Source organism: Tolumonas auensis DSM 9187, from assembly GCF_000023065.1.
GTDB classification, from domain to species: domain Bacteria; phylum Pseudomonadota; class Gammaproteobacteria; order Enterobacterales; family Aeromonadaceae; genus Tolumonas; species Tolumonas auensis.
Genome location: NC_012691.1, coordinates 564757 through 582929 on the forward strand (window position 1 = coordinate 564757; position 18173 = coordinate 582929).

An 18173-nucleotide genomic window follows, 5' to 3' on the forward strand; every position below is an offset into this window, starting at 1 on the left:
GTTACACTGGCTCCTTGAGTTCAATGCGTCCGTTGTTCACCCGTACTGCATAGGCAGCAATTGAGAAATCAGCGTTCTCCAGACACACACCATCTTTCAGGCGGAAATGCTGTTTTTTCAGCGGACTGGTGATGTACAACTCACCGTGTAATTCCGCCAGAATGCCGCGGGAGAGCACGCTGGACTGATAGAACGGATCTATGTTGTCGAGTGCAAACAGTTGTTCGTCAGCATAGGGGCGGAAGACCGCCACCTGATGTTGCCCCAGCAGCGCACACACGCCGGTGCCGGGAATAATGTCGTTTACCGCGCAGATATCGGTCCAGCTCATACCGGTTCCTCCAGTGAAATGTTGTAAGTCGGAATGCGTTCTTCCGGTTTCGCCGGACGATGCTGATGACGTTCACTGACGAATTGCACCAACGGATCAGGCTGTGCGCTGTTGATGAAGTGACGGAAACGCAGTTTCTGTTGTTCATCACCCAGTGTTTCCTGCCATTCGCAATGATACTGACTGCGGATCGCGTCCATTTCCTGTTCCAGTTCCGCACCGATCCCCAGTTTGTCGTCGATGATGACCGACTTCAGGTAATCCAAACCACCTTCAAGATTGTCCAGCCAGCTGGCAGTACGTTGCAGCTTGTCAGCCGTGCGCACATAGAACATCAGGAAACGATCGACATAACGGATCAGCGTCTCTTTATCTAAATCCGCTGCCAGCAGATCAGCATGGCGTGGTTTCATGCCGCCGTTACCGCAGACATACAGGTTCCAGCCTTTATCGGTGGCGATGATGCCGACATCTTTACCCTGCGCTTCCGCACATTCACGGGTACAACCGGAAACGCCGAATTTCATTTTGTGCGGGGAACGAATGCCTTTGTAGCGATGTTCCAACTCAACACCCAAGCCCACGCTGTCCTGCACGCCGAAACGACACCAAGTGCTGCCGACACAGGTTTTCACCATACGCAGTGATTTGGCATACGCATGACCGGTTTCAAAGCCCGCTTTGATCAGACGCTCCCAGATGGTTGGCAAGTCGTCTTTATGCGCACCAAACAAACCGATACGCTGTGCGCCGGTGATCTTGGTGTAAAGCTTATAATCGCGTGCGACTGCAGCGACTTCCATCAGACCTTCCGGTGTTACTTCTCCGCCCGGCATACGCGGGATCACGGAATAAGTGCCATCTTTTTGCATGTTACCGAGGAAGGTATCGTTGGTATCTTGCAGCGGTGTGTGTGCTGATTTCAGCACATATTCGCCCCAGCAAGAGGCCAGAATTGAGCCCACCGTTGGTTTACAGACTTCACAGCCATAACCGTGGCCGTGTTTGCTTAATACTTCTTCAAAGGTTTTCAGCTGACCGACTTTGACCAGATGGAACAGTTCCTGACGGGAGAATGCGAAGTGTTCACACAGGTGATTTTTCACTTCAATGCCCTGACGGGACAATTCTGCATTCAGCACCTGCGAGATCAACGGCACGCAACCACCACAACCGGTACCGGCTTTGGTTTCTGCTTTGATCGCCGCAACAGTGTGGCAACCGGCAGCAACGGCTTGCGCGATGCGGCCTTTAGTGACGTCGAAGCAGGAACAGATCTGTGCGCTGTCGGGCAGGGCATCAACACCCAGCGTTGGTTTGGCACCCGCATGCGCAGGCAAAATCAGCGTATCAGGGTGCGCTGGCAGCGGCATGTCATTGAGTTTCAACTGCAGCAGATTGCCGTAATCGGTGGTATCACCGACCAGCACCGCACCCAGCAGTTTAGAACCATCACTGCTGACCACAATTTTTTTATAGATGCCGGCTGCGTCGTCCTGATAGACGTAGCTCAGGCTTTCCGGTGTACGGCCTTGCGCATCACCGATACTGCCCACTTCCACACCCAGCAGTTTCAGCTTGGCGCTCATATCGGCACCAGTGAAGGCGTTGTCATTACCTAACAGGTGATCAACGGCTACCTGCGCCATCTTGTAGCCAGGGGCTACCAGACCAAAGAAACGACCATGCCAGGCGGCACATTCACCGATCGCATAGATGTGTTCATCGGCAGTCAGGCAGTGGTCATTAATTTCAACACCACCACGTTCCGCAATCGGCAGATCGGAGTAACGTGCCAGCGTATCTTGCGGGCGAATACCGGTTGAGAACACCACCAGATCGACATCCAGCACGCTATCATCGGCAAAACGCAGTTGGTGATGACCTTGCTTACCCTGATAGTGGGCGATTTCACGGGTGTTTTTGCTGGTATGTACCGTGACACCGAGGCTTTCGATCTTACGGCGTAGCATTTCGCCACCCTGACGATCCAGCTGTTCGGCCATCAGTACTGGTGCAAATTCAATAACGTGCGTTTCCAGCCCCAGTGCTTTCAGTGCACCAGCGGCTTCCAGACCCAGCAGACCACCACCGACGACGACACCGCTTTTGCCTTGTTTCGCCGCTTCGCGGATCGCTTTCAGATCTTCAATGGTGCGGTAAACAAAACATTCGTGATGCGCACTACCGGCGATATTTGGCACCCAAGGGTAAGAGCCGGTCGCCAGCACCAGTGTGTCATAAGGCAGGGTTTGCCCCTGATTGGTTTCAATGACTTTTTGTGCGCGGTCGATGCGTTTCACGGCTTCATTAAGGAATAACTTGATGCCATGTTTTTCATAAAAGCCCGGTTTCACCAGACTCAGTTCCGCCGCCGTGTGGTGCGAAAAATAGGAAGACAAATGCACACGGTCATACGCTTCGCGCGGTTCAGCGCCAAATACGGTCACTTCATACTGGCTGAGGTCGGCTTTATCCACCAACTCTTCCAGATAGCGGTGGCCAACCATGCCGTTACCAACGACGATAATCCGATGTTTCTGCATAGATCAAAGCTCCAGTTCTAAATCTGAGCTGGCGCGGCTGCTGCACGCCAGAATATAACCTTGCTGCTGCTCTTCTTCGGTCAACGGACCGGGTTGCGTGCTGATGTCTTCCACGCTGCCGCTGACCACTTTGCATTTGCAGGAACCACAGATGCCGGAACGGCAGGCACCTATAATAGGTAATTGTAATGCTTCCAGCGCTTCCAGCACGGTTTGCTGGTTAGTGATCTCGCTGCTGGCGCCAAAACCAGGAACTTCCAGACGGAACTGGCTTTCAGCCTCAGTGGTTGTGTTCAGCGGAACTGCAGGGGTGAATGATTCTTTGTGGCTGTTGTGCATCGGAAACTGGCGATCACGCAAGCAGCTTTCCAATGAATCCATATACGGCGTCGGGCCACACATGAAGGCATGGCAGTCGCTCAGATCTGGTACTAACTGATCAAACAACACCGGATTCAGGAAGCCCTGATAACAAACAAAGGCATCAGTGGTGTTGTCGAGGATCAGCGACAGTTTGAACTGCGGGTATTTTGCCGCCAGCGCCATCAGCTCATCGCGGAAGATAATGTCTTCGGCATGACGAGCGCTATGCAGGAACAGGATCTCAGTTTCGCGCTGGTTATCCAGTAACCAGTGTGCCATCGACATCATCGGGGTAATGCCGCTACCGGCACTGCACAGCAAAATTTTACCGGCACTGTAATCCGCAGGCAGGAAGAACGCCCCTGTCGGTGCCAATGCGCTTAGCGTATCGCCAGTGTGGAAATGATCCAGCAACCAGTTAGAAACCAGCCCGCCCGCCACACGTTTGACGGTGACAGCCAGATAGGCAGAGCGGGAAGGTGAAGAAGAAAGTGAATAAGCGCGGCTATGTGACTGACCATCAATTTCAACAGTCAGCAGTAAAAATTGTCCTGGCTGATAACTGACAGCCAGTGCTTGTAACGGGCGAAAAACTAACGTTACGGCATCAGCAGTTTCCTGCCGGCGTTCAATACAACACAGGGTTTGAGCCCCTTGTTGCCATACTTGGGGGGATTGGGTCATGCACTAGTCCTGTCTGATTTTGCACTGAATGACAGGCGCTTCACCGCCAATAATGACCGCGAAGCGCCTCAGCGATTATGCTGCGAGAATATCTTTCAGATCTTGTTCCACGGTAGTGATTGGTCTCAGATCAAAAGTCTCATTCAGGAAGTTCAGCAGGTTTGGTGTCAGGAAGCCTGGTACGGACGGGCCAACACGGATACCTTTCACACCCAGTGACAGCAGCGTCAGCAGAATCACAATCGCTTTCTGTTCAAACCAAGACAGCACCAGCGACAGTGGCAGATCATTTACGCCACATTCAAACGCTTCAGCCAGTGCCAGCGCCAGCTGAATAGCTGAGTAGGCATCGTTACACTGACCGACATCCAGCAGACGCGGGATACCGTTGATGTCGCCGAATTCCAGATCGTTGAATTTGAATTTGCCACACGCCAGCGTCAGGATCAGGCTGTCTTGTGGTACGGCTTTCGCCATTTCAGTGTAATAACCACGTTCTTGTTTATCACCGTCACAACCGCCGATCAGGAAGAAGTGTTTGATGTTGCCGGCTTTCACCTGATCGATCACGGCAGGTGCTGCAGCCATCAGCGCATTACGGGCAAAACCAGTCATGGTGTAATGCGGAATTTCATCGTATGGGAAACCGTCCAGTGACAGTGCTTTTTCAATCACGGTACTGAAATCATCACCTTCAATGTGAGTCACTCCCGGCCAGCCGACGATGCTGCGGGTATAGATGCGATCCGCGTATTTACCGACGTTCGGGTTGATAATGCAGTTAGAGGTCATCACCACTGCACCCGGGAAGGCGGCGAACTCTTTCTGCTGGTTCTGCCAGGCGGAACCATAGTTACCCACTAAGTGCGGGTATTTTTTGAAAGCCGGGTAGGCGTGGGCCGGTAACATTTCACCGTTAGTGAATACGTTGATGCCTTTGCCTTCAGTCTGTTGCAGGATTTTTTCCAGATCGTGCAGATCGTGACCGGAAACCAGAATTGCCTTACCAGCTACCGGCTTCATGTTGACGCGGGTTGGTTCCGGATGGCCGAAGGTTTCAGTTTCACCTTTATCCAGCAATGCCATGACTTTGAAGTTCATCTGGCCGATCTGCATCGCACAATCAATCAGTGGCTGCATTTCAGTTGGTTCAGTGCCCAGGAACATCATGATTTGGTGGAATTCAGCACCAACTTCATCATCCTGCTGACCTAACACGCGCGCGTGTTCCATATAGGCAGCGGCGCCTTTCAGGCCATACAGACACAGCAAACGCAGACCCAGAATATCTTCGCCGATTTCTTTGTAGTTACGATTCACCGCCGCATTCGGTGCCCATGCCAGCAGTTCAGCTTTATCTGCAGTCAGGATCAACGCTGCCGGACCAGTCGCAGCTTCCGGTGCTTTACCTGCCAGCAGGCAAGCGGCTTCATAACGGGATTTCAGCGAATCACGGTTTTGTTGAGCTTCGTTGATGAAGGCAATGATACGAGCCGCATCGAAGTTCACGTTGGTGAGGGTAGAGAACAGTGCCTGACAGACATAGGCATCGATCGCTTGATCAACGATGCCAACAGAGCGGGCTTTCACGGCATAATCAGAAACGCCCTGCAGCAGATAAATCAGCACATCCTGCAGATCTGACACTTCAGCAGTTTTACCGCACATGCCCATGGTGTAGCTGCAACCTTTCGTGGTTGGGGTAGAGATAGTCTGTTCACACTGAATACAAAACATTGGTAATTCCTTGATTTGATTAGCCGGTATGGACATAGCTATATCAAGGGATGTGCCAATATTTTATCTATTTGATTTATATGGGTTTATTTGTTTTTTGATAGAGGTGTGAGATAAAAAGACACAGCCCACGGGCTGTGTCTTTATGACTGCGTGAGTTATTCTGACTCAGCTTATCTTCCGAGTAGTAATACCGGGTTAACCGGCTTACCGGCCCGGCGGATCTCAAAGTAAACACCGGTCGCTCCTGTGTTGCCGCTGTTACCTGCGCTGGCAATGACTTCACCGCTGTTTACATGCTGACCGACCTGTTTACTCAGGCTTTGGTTATTGCCATACAGACTGAGATAGCCGCGACCATGGTCGATAACCAGTACGTTGCCAAAGCCATCCAGCCAGTCAGCAAATACCACATCACCACTGCCGGCGGCTTTTACCGGCGCACCCTGACCGGCTTTAATCAAAATGCCTTTCCAGGCAACTTCACCTGTCCGGGTTTCACCAAATTTGCGAATGACGGTGCCGCGTACCGGCCAGCTCATGCGTCCCGATTTACCCAGCCCTTTTAAGTCAGTTTCAGCCAGCTTGGCAGCCGCTTTACGCTCTGCGGCTGCTTGTGATTTACCTTCTTTTTTCGCTTTAGCCCGGGCCAGTGCCAAGGCTTCTTTTTTCTTGCGGGCGCGTTCAGCTTCCAGGCGTTTACGTTGTTCTTCAATTTTTTGCAGCATGGCTTTTTCTGCCAGTTGCAATTTTGTCAGCTGCTGTTGATCCGATTGCAGTGATTCGTTGATATTCTGTGCCGTCTTTTCGCGCTGCTGCTGTGTTTGCTGCAGCGTTAACTGATCCTGCTTCTGACCATCAATCAGTGCACGCAGTTCCTGACTGCTGGTGCTGGTTTCCTGCTTATTCTCTAACAGTTCCGCTTTGGTGGCATCCAGTCGTTTTAATACCTTCAGCCGCGCCTGATTCATGTAACCGTAATAGGCCATGGTGCGATCAACGGCGGCTGGATCCTGCTGATTAAGCAGCAGTTTGAGATAGTCGTGCTGACCCATGCGATAGGCTTCATCGAACTGTTCGGCCAGTAAACGTTCCTGCTGCCGGGATTGCGCTTCCAGTTTTGCGCGTTGCGCTTCAAGACGCTGCAGTTTACTGCGCACTTTATCGAGCTGGCTCTGGGAGTTCTGTAATTTTTGATTCGCAGCTGCAATGGCCTCTTCATCGGCTTTCAGCTGTTGCTGCAGCGAAGCCAGATCCTTTTTCTGAACCTGGATAGCTTGCTGTTTTTGCTGGATTTGTTCTCGTACGCTCGATAGCGATGAGTTGACGTTTTTTGACTCTTCCGCCTGTATGACGGCGCTAAAAAAAAACGCGCCGACCAACAGGCCGACGCGATTGTATTTCATAGGAAACAACTGCTCTGCCCACATGGGCGAGAATTATTTCAGAACCATCAGAGGCTTACCAGTCATTTCGGCCGGAACTTCCATGCCCATCAGGGTCAGCATGGTTGGTGCCAGATCAGACAGTTTGCCACCTTCCAGTGCAGTTGCTTCGCGACCCACATAGATCAGCGGAACTGGCAGGCTGGTGTGAGCAGTGTGCGCCTGACCAGTTTCTTCGTTGGTCATCTGTTCAGCATTACCGTGGTCAGCAGTGATCAGACATTCACCGCCAACTTCCTGCAGTGCTGCAACTACTTTGCCGACAGAAGCATCAACAGCTTCGCAAGCTTTAACTGCGGCAGCGAAATCACCGGTGTGACCTACCATGTCGCCGTTCGGGTAGTTACAGATGATTACGTCGTATTTACCGCTCTTGATTGCAGCAACCAGTTTGTCAGTCAGTTCACCGGAGCTCATTTCCGGCTGCATGTCATAAGTAGCTACTTTCGGGCTGGCGATCAGTTCACGATCTTCGCCTGGGAAAGAGGTTTCTTCACCACCGTTGAAGAAGAAAGTAACGTGTGCATATTTTTCAGTTTCAGAAATACGCAGCTGAGTTTTGTCGTGTTTAGCCAGCCATTCGCCCAGCGTGTTGGTCAGTGCTGTTGGTGGGTAAGCACAAGAGGTTTTGATGTCTGCGGCATATTCGGTCAGCATGACAAAGTCAGCCAGTTTAGGCTGTTTGTTGCGCACGAAACCGTCGAAACCTTCACCGACAAAAGTACGGGTGATTTCACGCGCACGGTCAGCACGGAAGTTCATGAATACCAGCACGTCACCATCATTCAATGGAGCTGCTTCAGCGCCGATCACGCTGGCTTTAACGAATTCGTCGTTTTCACCACGTTCGTAAGCTGCTGCCAGTGCTGCAGTTGCATCAGCATAGTTAGCAAATTCTGATTTGCCTTCACACAGCAGATCGTAAGCTTCCTGAACGCGATCCCAACGGTTGTCGCGGTCCATTGCATAGTAACGACCAACCATAGAGGCGATACGGCCTTTACCCAGTTTCTTGAATGCAGCATCGAATTTTTCGATAGATTCTTGTGCTGAACGTGGCGCTACGTCACGGCCATCCAGGAATGCATGGAAATACAGTTTGTCAGCACCGCGCTGAGCAGCCAGTTCCAGCATACCAATGATGTGGTCTTCATGGCTGTGAACACCACCTGGTGACATCAGACCCATTACGTGAACCGCTTTGCCAGTGCTAACAGCAGTATCAACCGCTTTACACAGGGCTTCGTTTTTGAAGAAATCGCCATCGCGGATCTCTTTGGTTACACGGGTCAGTTCCTGATAAACCACACGGCCGGCACCGATGTTGACGTGACCCACTTCAGAGTTACCCATCTGACCGTCTGGCAGACCTACGTCCATACCAGAACCGGAGATCAGGGTATTGGCGTATTTAGCGCACAGAGCATTCAGATTTGGTGTGTTAGCGGCGGCAACGGCGTTACCTTCTTTTTTCTCGCTGTAACCCCAACCATCCATGATGATCAGTGCCAGTGGCTTTTTAGCTGTAGACATTGTGTGTGGCCTCTTTTTTGGAATTTACGAAAACAAGTTCGACTGTGTTCAATTCTACAATATCTGTGGGATTAGTCACCTTTTCACCACATTTCACAACGCATTTCACGGAAGGAATTTTCATTGCCGGGGGAATACTGTAAATCTGCCGGTTCACATGTAATACTGTTGCGATTATTTTCAGAGTTGTTGGGAAACAAAATGCAGGAATATATTGATTTTGCCATGCGTCACGAGCTCCTGGTTCTGGCCTGGGTTGGTCTGGCGACAGCAGTTATAGCTTCAGCGGTTAAAGCCCGTCTTTCTCCGGTAAAACAGATTGATAACCAGACCGCAGTTGCTCTGATCAATAAACAGGATGCGGTTGTCGTTGATGTTCGTACACAGGACGAGTTTGCCCGTGGTCACATCGCCGGTTCTCATCATATGCCATTGGCACAGATTGAGCAGGGCAACACCACTGAAATTGATAAGCATAAAGAAAAGCCGGTCATCGTAGTCTGTGAAACGGGTGCCCGTGCTGAAACAGCCGGTTCCAAACTGGTAAAAGCCGGTTTCCAGCAAGTTTATTTGTTACGTGGTGGTCTGACTCAATGGCGTTCCAGTAACTTACCGGTCACGAAAAAACGTTAATCTAACTTTGCACTAGCCGCCATAAGGCAATTCTAATAAAGGGCATTAAAATGACAGAAGCAGCAAATAGCACCCCGGCACAGCCAGAATTCCAGATCCAGCGTATCTATGTAAAAGATGTTTCTTTTGAAGCACCGAACACTCCGGTCGTTTTCCAGAAAGAGTGGCAGCCGGAAATCAAACTGGATATGGACACTCAGACTCAGGTTCTGGGTCAGGATGTATACGAAGTGGCTCTGACACTGACTGTAACCTGCAAACTGGGTGAAGAGACCGCTTTCCTGTGTGAAGTGAAACAAGCCGGTATTTTCACTGCTGCGAATCTAGATGCACAAAATCTGGCGCATTGCCTGGGCGCATTCTGCCCGAATATTCTGTTCCCTTATGCTCGTGAAACTGTTGCTGGTCTGGTCAGTCGTGGTTCATTCCCGCAACTGAATCTGGCACCGGTTAACTTTGATGCGTTGTTCGCTTCTCATATTGCACAGCTGGAAGCAGAGCAGGCGAAAGCAGGCGTTCAGTAATGGATTCAGCAGTAGCACTAAGTGTTCTGGGGGCGGGGTCTTATGGCACCGCCCTTGCCATTTCTCTGGCCCGTCAAGGCCAGCCGGTACTGCTCTGGGGACATGATCCACAGCAGGTTGCCCGTTTACAGCAGGATCGCTGTAATCAGGAATTTCTGCCAGACGTACCATTCCCTGATTCACTGCAAATGACCGATGATCTGGCGTATGCCGTTTCTGCCAGCCGTGATTTGCTGGTGGTGGTTCCAAGTCATGTGTTTGGTGAAGTACTGCTCCGTATCAAACCTTTTATGCGTCCGGATACCCGTGTGGCATGGGCGACAAAAGGGCTGGAACCGGAACATGGCCGTTTGCTGGGTGACGTCGCGAAAGAGATTTTAGGCGAGCAGATCCCGCTGGCGGTTTTATCCGGTCCGACCTTTGCCCGTGAACTGGCAGCCGGCATGCCGACAGCCATCGCCATTGCGGGTACCGATGAGCAATTCACCAGCGATATGTCAGCACTGATGCACTGTGGTAAATCGCTCCGCGTTTATACCAATCCGGATTTTATTGGTCTGCAAATCGGTGGCGCAGTAAAAAACGTCATCGCGATCGGGGCCGGACTTTCGGATGGTCTGGGTTTTGGTGCCAATGCCAGAACCGCGCTGATCACACGTGGATTGGTTGAGCTGCAGCGTCTTGGTTTATCTCTCGGTGCGGATGCTAAAACCTTCATGGGAATGGCGGGACTGGGTGATCTGGTGCTGACCTGTACCGATAACCAATCGCGTAACCGGCGGTTCGGTCTTGCCTTGGGGCAGGGGAAAACCGTTGAGCAGGCGATGACGGAAATTGGTCAGGTAGTTGAAGGTTACCGTAATACCAAGGAAGTCCATGTGCTGGCGGCTCGTCAGAACGTGGAAATGCCTATCTGTGAACAGATTTATCAGATCCTGTATCAGGGTAAATCGGCACAGGACGCAGCCCTGGCATTACTGGGCCGGGATCAGAAAGGCGAATAATCGCTATCTGCCGGATAAAAATAACGCCAGCTATTGCTGGCGTTGTTGTATCTGAACCGGAACCGCAGCGATCTTAATAGAAAGAATGCTCACCACGGGCATGTTCAGTAGCATCTTTCGCGCCGGTCAGTTCACCGGGGAAAAGCTCCAGTAACTGCTTTTCAATGCCTTCTTTCAGCGTCACGTCCACCATGGAACAACCGTTACAACCGCCGCCAAATTGCAGGATTGCTACGCCGTCATCCGTGATCTCAGTCAGTGTCACCCGGCCGCCATGTGCTGCCAGAGATGGATTAACCTGAGACTGCAGGACATATTCGACCCGCTCAGCCAGTGATGCATTGTCATCCACCTTCCGCATTTTGGCGTTTGGTGCTTTCAGCGTGAGTTGCGAACCCATTTGATCACTGATGAAGTCAATCGCGGCTTCTTCCAGAAATGGTGCGCTATTCGGGTCAATAATGGCATCAAAACCATCAAATGGCTGGCGACTGTCTTCCGGTTCAACCGCATCCGGCGGACAGTAAGAGACGCCACACTCCGCATTCGGGGTGCCCGGATTCATAACAAATACGCGGATGTTGGTGTTTTCCGCCTGCTTTTCCAGCAGTTTACGGAAATGAGCCTGAGCGCTTTCGGAGATCGTGATCATCGCCATCCTCTAATCCTGACTAAATAACTAGGGTATTATCATACGCCGCAATGCGTATACCTAACAACACTTATTCATCGTGCAGCTGTGTTCTGCAGATTGCCCAGACATCGACCCGCTGGCAACCACTTTCTTTCAAAAGCCGTACCAATGTTGTGGCAGTTACCCCGGTGGTCACCACGTCATCCAGCACTGCCACATGCCGGTAGGTATGCGGATTAACTATAAATGCATTACTCAGGTTTGTCTGGCGTAATTCTCTGGATAATCCGGCCTGTACTTTGGTTGCCCGTGATCGTTTCAGTAAGCGGTTATCACAAGGGATACAGAGCCGTTTCGAGATAGGGCGGGCCAGTTCCTGTGCCTGATTATAGTTACGTTGCCATTGGCGCCGCCAGTGCAGCGGCACCGGCAGGATGACCTCAGGTTTGGGCTCATCCGGCGGGTAAAGTTCAGCCAGCATCCGGCCGAACAGCGCAGCGGGGAGTGTTTTATGCTGATATTTCAGCTGATGAATCAAGCCGGTTAGCGGGAACTGATAGTCAGCCAGAATATGCAGAAAATCCCACTCCGGCGGCTGTAGCAGGCAGTGCCCGCAAATATCCTCTTTGCCTGCCATGGGGGAGCCGCATAACCGGCAGTGGTGATCCAGTAACGGCAGCTCTTCCGCGCAGTGATGACAAAGCAAAGGCTGGTGGGTGGGTTGACGGCAAAACAGGCAAATGCCCTGACAGGCAGGGTAAAGGGCTGATGAGAATATACGGTACAGCGCGGAGAACATAGGTCTGCAGAATGGAAAGAAATGGTGCCATCACTGTAATAAAAAGGGCGCCCTGAGGCGCCCTGACAGATCTTTGAGAAAATTAATTGTTGTACGCACGTTCGCCGTGAGAAGTCAGATCCAGACCTTCGCGTTCTGCTTCTACCGGTACACGCAGGCCTACCAGTTTATCGATGATGAAGTAACCAACGATAGAAACCAGACCAGACCAGATGATAGTGGTGATGACACCAATCGCCTGAATTTTAACCTGGCCAGCGATGGAGTAGTCAGGAGCTACGGCGTTAGCAACGTAATCCCATACACCTGTACCACCCAGATCCGGAGAGGCAAATACGCCGGTCAGGATGGCACCGAGGATACCGCCGATACCATGCACACCGAATACGTCCAGTGAGTCATCCACATTCAGCATGCGTTTCAGACCATGTACACCCCACAGACAGATTACGCCTGCCAGACCACCAATCACGATACCGCCCATGACACCGACAAAACCTGCTGCCGGAGTGATGGCTACCAGACCTGCTACCGCGCCGGAAGCGGCACCCAGCATAGATGGTTTACCTTTCAGTGCCCATTCAGCAAAAGTCCAGGTCAGGGTTGCGGCTGCAGTTGCTGCCCAGGTGTTAACCAGAGCCAGAGCTGCAATACCGTTCGCTTCCAGAGAGGAACCGGCGTTGAAACCGAACCAGCCGAACCACAGTAAAGATGCACCAATCATCGTCATGGTCAGGCTGTGCGGCGCCATGGACTCACGACCGAAACCAACACGTTTACCGATAAAGTAAGCACCAACCAGACCCGCGATCGCCGCGTTAATGTGAACTACAGTACCACCCGCGAAGTCCAGAGCACCGTGCTGGAATAACCAGCCCGCTGTTGCACCGGCTTTAGCCGCTGCATCTGCATCAGTGTATGCATCAGGACCAGCCCAGTACCACACCATGTGTGCCATAGGGATGTAAGACAGAGTGAACCAGAACACCATGAACAGCAGCACGGCAGAGAAACGGATGCGCTCAGCGAAGGCACCCAGAATCAGGCAGCAGGTGATACAGGCAAACGCCCCCTGGAAAGCCACATAGATGAACTCTGATACGCCGATACCTTTGTTAAAGGTTGCTGCGATAGAATCCGGTGTAATGCCACTGAGGAACGCTTTATCCAGCGTGCCGAAGAAGGCGTTACCTTCGGTGAACGCCAGACTGTAGCCGTAGCTGACCCACAGAATGGTTGCCAGACTGAACACCACCAGAACCTGGATCAGTACAGACAGCATGTTTTTGGTACGAACAAGACCACCGTAGAATAACGCGATGCCAGGAATAGACATCAGAATAACAAAGGTCGCAGAAACCATCAGCCAGGCGTTGTCACCTTTATTGACGGTCATTACAGGTGCCGGCGCCGCTTCAGCAGGTGCTGCCACCGGAGTTGCTTCTGCAGCCGGAGCTGCTACTTCAGTTGATGTAGTCGGAGCTGGAGTTGCTTCCTCACTCCATACTGGTGTTGCCAGCCCGAAAGCCCCCACCAGTGCCAAGATTGCAAACAATCGTTTCATTGTAAATATCTCCCTGATAATACCGTGTCCTGATCTCGACAATCGGAGGTCTGAGAACTCGTTGGCCGGACTAGGATGTCACTAACCTGATATTTCCTTCGCAGGAATTATGCCAACCTTGATCGCATTAAAAATGGCTCAAAATAATCGTTCCTGCCTCTCCTGTGGGCAAAATGGTGCAGATGACGCACATCTTTGAGGCGTTGATGGATTATTGTGTACTTATTTGGTGCGCAAAAAATAAACAAAGCTCTGGTTAATTATGGTTGATAACCGGACCGATGGTCGCGTTAACGGAACAGGCTCAGTATCATGCAGCTATATCAGGCGCATAGTGGGTACTGACAGGTTAAATATGAATATGTATATCGAACGGATAGGTCAGGGACCGGATCTGGTTTTACTGCATGGTTGGGGACTTAATGGTGCAGTCTGGCAGGAGATTGTGCCGTTACTGCAGCCGTATTACCGGTTACATCTGGTCGATTTGCCTGGATTTGGCTACAGCCGGGATGTGATTATGCCGGATAGTCGTCTGGCAACGTGGAGTGAGACGGTATTAGCGGAATTGCCAGCCCGTTTCGATTTGCTGGGCTGGTCGATGGGCGGGTTAATTGCCCTGCGCATGGCACTGGATCACCCTTCCCGTATCAATCGGCTGATTCTGACCGGCAGTTCACCTTGTTTTCTGCGGCAGGATAACTGGCCAGGTATTCATCCGGATGTCCTTTCTGGTTTTAACTGCGCACTGCAACAGAATCCACGCAAAACCATCGAGCGTTTTCTGGCAATTCAGTCAATGGGGAGCGAATCGGTGAAAGAGGATGTCAAACGGCTGAAAAGCTGGCTGCAACAACGTCCTGATGCCGCACCAGCCGCGCTGAGTGCGGGTCTGGCTTTACTGTCATCTGTCGATCTGCGGACCGAGCTGTCTCAGCTGAGATGTCCGGTATTGGGGATATATGGTCGTCAGGATAGTCTGGTTCCGGCCGCTGCAGTGGATCCGATCGAAAAGCTGATCACCGGTAGCCGTTCCGTGGTTTTCGCTCAGGCGGCGCATGCACCATTTATTTCTCATCCGCAGCAATTCAGCGAAGCATTACGGCAGTTTTTAGAGCAAAACGAAATTCAGCGGGACTGAAGCGTTATTTATCATATGGCCGTCAGCAGAAGCCGACGGCCATAAATTGCTTTGTTGCGCGATCTTTAACGAATTACCCGCTTCAGCCGCTTATTTGCGCTTTGCATTGGCAAACGCTGCAGCAAAGGCGTTATTGCCACTATCGGCAGGTTTTTTGTCATGAGTATGCCGGTGAGCCGGTTTGCGATGCGGTTCATGCTGCTCTTTCGGATGATGTGGTTTGTCTCTGCTTGCTTCATCATCCAGACGCATGGTCAGTGCAATGCGCTTGCGCGGAATATCCACTTCCAGCACTTTCACTTTCACGATATCACCGGCTTTAACGACTTCCCGCGGATCAGAAATGTAGCGGTTCGTGATGGCGGAAATATGTACCAAACCATCCTGATGTACGCCAATGTCGACAAATGCACCAAAATTGGTGACGTTTGTAACAACACCTTCCAGAATCATATCGGGCTTGAGGTCTTTCAACTCTTCGACACCTTCACGGAAGGTGGCTGTTTTGAATTCCGGCCGTGGATCGCGTCCCGGTTTATCCAGCTCCTGCAGAATATCGGTCACTGTCGGAATACCGAAATGGTCATCGGTGTAATCCGCCGGTTTCAGTGCTCTCAGCAAGCTGCTGTTACCGATCAGTTCGGCGACGGGTTTGTGCAGTTGCCGGATGATCTTTTCCACAACCGGGTAGGCTTCCGGGTGAACAGACGAAGCATCCAGCGGATTTTTACCGTCGCGGATACGCAGGAAGCCGGCGCACTGCTCATAGGCTTTCGGGCCCAGCCGGGCAACCTTCAGTAACTCGCGACGTTCCTGAAATGCACCGTTTTCATCACGATAGCTGACGATATTCTGCGCCAGTGTTTTACTTAAACCGGAAACACGTGTCAGCAGTGGCACCGATGCGGTATTGACGTCCACACCGACGGCGTTAACGCAATCCTCTACAACGGTATCGAGATTGTGAGCCAGCTGATTCTGACTGACATCATGCTGGTATTGTCCGACCCCGATGGCCTTCGGCTCGATTTTTACCAGCTCGGCCAACGGATCTTGCAGACGACGGGCAATCGAAACCGCACCGCGCAGCGACACATCCAGCTGCGGGAATTCCAGTGCTGCTAATTCTGAAGCTGAATAGACAGAGGCGCCGGCTTCACTGACCACCACTTTCTGCGCTTTGCAGGTCGGGTGGCGGTGCAGCATATCAGCGACCAGACGATCGGTTTCCCGTGATGCCGTGCCGTTACCGATACTGATCAACCCAACCTTAAATTGCTCACACAGGGCATACAGAATTTCGATCGCCTGATCATACTGACGCTTCGGTTCAAACGGATAAACGGTATGCACTGCCACTACTTTACTGGTTTCATCAACGACAGCGACTTTGACCCCGGTACGGATCCCCGGATCCAGTCCCATGGTTGCTTTCATACCGGCCGGTGCCGCCATCAGCAGATCTTTCAGGTTACTGGCAAAGACACGGATTGCCTCTGTTTCGGCTGCATCACGCAGACGACCAATCAGCTCGGTTTCCATCTGCAATGAAAGTTTGATTTTCCAGGTCCAGTTCACCACGCTCTGCAGCCATTTATCGGCAGGACGGCCACGGAACGTTAATTCAAAGTGGCTGGCAACCATCTGTTCACAGGGGTGAATATCCCCCGTCTGTTCCACCTGCAGATTCAACGCCAGAAAGCCTTCGTTACGACCGCGCAGCATAGCCAGTGTGCGGTGAGACGGGACTTTAGCGATCGGTTCCTGATGATCGAAGTAGTCGCTGAATTTGGCGCCTTCAGCCTGTTTGCCTTCAATGACCTGCGAGCGCAGTAAGGCGGAATGCCACAGATAACTACGCAGTTTCTCCAGCAGGCCGGCTTCTTCGGCAAAACGTTCCATCAGAATATAACGGGCACCATCCAGCGCGGCTTTGCTGTCATTGATCTGATATTCCGGATTGAGATATTGCAGTGCTTCCTGCTCCGGATTTAATTCCGGATTGGCAAATAAACGCTCGGCCAAAGGCTCCAGACCGGCTTCAATCGCGATCTGTCCTTTGGTGCGACGTTTCGGTTTGTAAGGCAGGTACAGATCTTCCAGCCGGGTCTTGGTATCTGCCGCCAGAATATCGGCTTTTAATTCATCAGTGAGTTTTCCCTGTTCACTGATAGATGAAAGGATAGTCTGACGTCGGTCTTCCATTTCCCGCAAATAACTTAAGCGTTGCTCTAAATAACGTAATTGGGTGTCATCTAATCCGCCGGTTGCCTCTTTACGATAGCGGGCGATAAAAGGGACGGTTGCGCCGTCATCCAGTAACTGTACTGCTGCGGCCACCTGCTCATTGCGGGCATTTAATTCATCAGCAATGATCTGATTAATTGAAGGCATGTTTGTCCTCGTATTAAACGCCGTTATTTCACGGAAAACGGCTGATATTGTATTTTATTAATAAACCACTCTTTTTCCCCGGATGGGGTGTTCACGCGCACTTCGTCATCAACCTGCTTGCCAATCAGTGCACGGGCCATCGGGGAATCAATCGTGATATAGTTGTTTTTGGTATCAATTTCGTCGGTGCCGACAATGCGGTAGTGGACTATATCGCCCTGATCGTTTTCAAGTTCCACCCATGCCCCGAAATAGACCTTTCCTTCCTGTTGCGGGGAGTACTCTACGATCTTGAGGGCATCCAGTCGTTTAGTCAGAAAACGAAGCCGGCGATCAATTGAACGCAGCTCCCGTTTTCCCTCTTTATATTCTGCATTTTCACTGCGATCACCGAGGGCGGCCGCTTCGGAAACAGCCTGAGTAACCTCCGGACGTTTCACTTTCCACAGATATTTGAGTTCATCTTCGAGTTTTTGCCATCCGGCGCGGGTAATGAGGTTGGTTTTCATTGCCGTCACTCTGACAGAGGTAATTCATGTGCACGCAGCATAAGGGGTTTGCCCGGAATAGCCAAATATCCTGCAAAACTGACGCATAAAAGTGACCGGCTTCGCAAACTGATTAATTTTAATTAATTGCCATTTTGTTGAAAAATCAGTCGCTTTAGTGATGGATGGAAAAAATCCCTGATTGTTCCTCCGAATCCTGTCCGGCAGACCCTTGCAAAGGTTCATAGGCATCCTTACACTTCTTAGGTGGAAAAAAGTGGGATAATGTGGAGTTATATTGCATAACTTGCAGTATTCTCTGGCTGGCAGGATACAACCAAACAGCAAGGTGC

The 18173-nt window shown here is 51.4% G+C and carries 15 protein-coding genes; 4 read left to right on the plus strand and 11 right to left on the minus strand.

Annotated features, from left to right (window positions below; all coding sequences use genetic code 11):
- Position 1 precedes the first annotated feature (1 nt).
- The 6 genes from nirD to gpmM all read right to left on the minus strand — a co-directional run bounded on the left by nirD (position 2) and on the right by gpmM (position 8639).
- A complete protein-coding gene (nirD, locus tag TOLA_RS02595) occupies positions 2-331 on the minus strand; it encodes a nitrite reductase small subunit NirD (RefSeq protein ID WP_012728729.1) in 330 nt (109 codons plus the stop codon).
- Entirely contained in the window at positions 328-2877 is a 2550-nt protein-coding gene (gene nirB / locus TOLA_RS02600) for a nitrite reductase large subunit NirB (protein ID WP_012728730.1), read from the minus strand. Before nirB ends, nirD begins: the two co-directional genes overlap by 4 nt.
- 3 nt (positions 2878-2880) lie before the next feature.
- Positions 2881-3924: an FAD-binding oxidoreductase gene (locus tag TOLA_RS02605; protein WP_012728731.1), complete on the minus strand. Its 1044-nt coding sequence runs from the start codon at positions 3922-3924 to the stop codon at positions 2881-2883.
- A gap of 75 nt (positions 3925-3999) precedes the next feature.
- Positions 4000-5661: a hydroxylamine reductase gene (gene hcp, locus TOLA_RS02610; RefSeq protein WP_012728732.1), complete on the minus strand. Its 1662-nt coding sequence runs from the start codon at positions 5659-5661 to the stop codon at positions 4000-4002.
- 173 nt (positions 5662-5834) lie between these two features.
- Positions 5835-7067 carry a murein hydrolase activator EnvC gene (gene envC, locus TOLA_RS02615; protein WP_012728733.1) on the minus strand — a complete coding sequence of 411 codons (1233 nt, stop codon included), beginning with the start codon at positions 7065-7067 and terminating at the stop codon, positions 5835-5837.
- 33 nt (positions 7068-7100) lie between these two features.
- A complete protein-coding gene (gpmM, locus tag TOLA_RS02620) occupies positions 7101-8639 on the minus strand; it encodes a 2,3-bisphosphoglycerate-independent phosphoglycerate mutase (protein ID WP_012728734.1) in 1539 nt (512 codons plus the stop codon).
- 201 nt (positions 8640-8840) lie between these two features.
- Here gpmM and TOLA_RS02625 point away from each other — a divergent pair, with 201 nt between their 5' ends.
- The 3 genes from TOLA_RS02625 to gpsA are packed head-to-tail and all read left to right on the plus strand — an operon-like array spanning position 8841 to position 10800.
- A complete protein-coding gene (locus TOLA_RS02625; RefSeq protein ID WP_012728735.1) occupies positions 8841-9272 on the plus strand; it encodes a rhodanese-like domain-containing protein in 432 nt (143 codons plus the stop codon).
- A 50-nt stretch (positions 9273-9322) separates the two neighbouring features.
- The gene (gene secB, locus TOLA_RS02630; RefSeq protein WP_012728736.1) at positions 9323-9796 is read left to right on the plus strand and encodes a protein-export chaperone SecB; all 474 of its coding nucleotides are present in this window, start codon (positions 9323-9325) and stop codon (positions 9794-9796) included.
- Positions 9796-10800, plus strand: coding sequence for an NAD(P)H-dependent glycerol-3-phosphate dehydrogenase (gene gpsA / locus TOLA_RS02635; protein ID WP_012728737.1), 1005 nt, complete (start codon positions 9796-9798; stop codon positions 10798-10800). Before secB ends, gpsA begins: the two co-directional genes overlap by 1 nt.
- A gap of 73 nt (positions 10801-10873) precedes the next feature.
- Here gpsA and nfuA read toward each other — a convergent pair whose 3' ends face one another.
- The 3 genes from nfuA to amt form a co-directional block, all read right to left on the minus strand.
- Positions 10874-11452, minus strand: coding sequence for a Fe-S biogenesis protein NfuA (nfuA, locus tag TOLA_RS02640; protein ID WP_012728738.1), 579 nt, complete (start codon positions 11450-11452; stop codon positions 10874-10876).
- 70 nt (positions 11453-11522) lie between these two features.
- Positions 11523-12233, minus strand: coding sequence for a ComF family protein (locus TOLA_RS02645; protein WP_012728739.1), 711 nt, complete (start codon positions 12231-12233; stop codon positions 11523-11525).
- 82 nt (positions 12234-12315) lie between these two features.
- Positions 12316-13797 (minus strand): ammonium transporter, encoded by a 1482-nt coding sequence (gene amt, locus TOLA_RS02650; protein ID WP_012728740.1) that lies wholly within the window; start codon positions 13795-13797, stop codon positions 12316-12318.
- Between the two features lie 355 nt (positions 13798-14152).
- On the opposite strand from amt, the gene bioH reads away from it, so the two are divergent.
- Positions 14153-14938 carry a pimeloyl-ACP methyl ester esterase BioH gene (bioH, locus tag TOLA_RS02655; RefSeq protein WP_012728741.1) on the plus strand — a complete coding sequence of 262 codons (786 nt, stop codon included), beginning with the start codon at positions 14153-14155 and terminating at the stop codon, positions 14936-14938.
- A gap of 90 nt (positions 14939-15028) precedes the next feature.
- On the opposite strand, the gene TOLA_RS02660 is transcribed toward bioH, so the two are convergent.
- Positions 15029-17332 carry a Tex family protein gene (locus TOLA_RS02660; protein WP_012728742.1) on the minus strand — a complete coding sequence of 768 codons (2304 nt, stop codon included), beginning with the start codon at positions 17330-17332 and terminating at the stop codon, positions 15029-15031.
- Positions 17333-17355: 23 nt separating this feature from the next.
- Positions 17356-17841, minus strand: a complete 486-nt coding sequence (gene greB / locus TOLA_RS02665; protein ID WP_012728743.1) for a transcription elongation factor GreB — start codon at positions 17839-17841, stop codon at positions 17356-17358.
- Between the last annotated feature and the right edge of the window lie 332 nt (positions 17842-18173).

What these genes read in the sequence shown, in the direction of transcription:
- nirD (WP_012728729.1), bottom strand. Translation starts at nt 331, where the DNA reads ATGAGCTGGACCGATATCTGCGCGGTAAACGACATTATTCCCGGCACC.
- nirB (WP_012728730.1), bottom strand. Translation starts at nt 2,877, where the DNA reads ATGCAGAAACATCGGATTATCGTCGTTGGTAACGGCATGGTTGGCCAC.
- TOLA_RS02605 (WP_012728731.1), bottom strand. Translation starts at nt 3,924, where the DNA reads ATGACCCAATCCCCCCAAGTATGGCAACAAGGGGCTCAAACCCTGTGT.
- hcp (WP_012728732.1), bottom strand. Translation starts at nt 5,661, where the DNA reads ATGTTTTGTATTCAGTGTGAACAGACTATCTCTACCCCAACCACGAAA.
- envC (WP_012728733.1), bottom strand. Translation starts at nt 7,067, where the DNA reads ATGAAATACAATCGCGTCGGCCTGTTGGTCGGCGCGTTTTTTTTTAGC.
- gpmM (WP_012728734.1), bottom strand. Translation starts at nt 8,639, where the DNA reads ATGTCTACAGCTAAAAAGCCACTGGCACTGATCATCATGGATGGTTGG.
- TOLA_RS02625 (WP_012728735.1), top strand. Translation starts at nt 8,841, where the DNA reads ATGCAGGAATATATTGATTTTGCCATGCGTCACGAGCTCCTGGTTCTG.
- secB (WP_012728736.1), top strand. Translation starts at nt 9,323, where the DNA reads ATGACAGAAGCAGCAAATAGCACCCCGGCACAGCCAGAATTCCAGATC.
- gpsA (WP_012728737.1), top strand. Translation starts at nt 9,796, where the DNA reads ATGGATTCAGCAGTAGCACTAAGTGTTCTGGGGGCGGGGTCTTATGGC.
- nfuA (WP_012728738.1), bottom strand. Translation starts at nt 11,452, where the DNA reads ATGATCACGATCTCCGAAAGCGCTCAGGCTCATTTCCGTAAACTGCTG.
- TOLA_RS02645 (WP_012728739.1), bottom strand. Translation starts at nt 12,233, where the DNA reads ATGTTCTCCGCGCTGTACCGTATATTCTCATCAGCCCTTTACCCTGCC.
- amt (WP_012728740.1), bottom strand. Translation starts at nt 13,797, where the DNA reads ATGAAACGATTGTTTGCAATCTTGGCACTGGTGGGGGCTTTCGGGCTG.
- bioH (WP_012728741.1), top strand. Translation starts at nt 14,153, where the DNA reads ATGAATATGTATATCGAACGGATAGGTCAGGGACCGGATCTGGTTTTA.
- TOLA_RS02660 (WP_012728742.1), bottom strand. Translation starts at nt 17,332, where the DNA reads ATGCCTTCAATTAATCAGATCATTGCTGATGAATTAAATGCCCGCAAT.
- greB (WP_012728743.1), bottom strand. Translation starts at nt 17,841, where the DNA reads ATGAAAACCAACCTCATTACCCGCGCCGGATGGCAAAAACTCGAAGAT.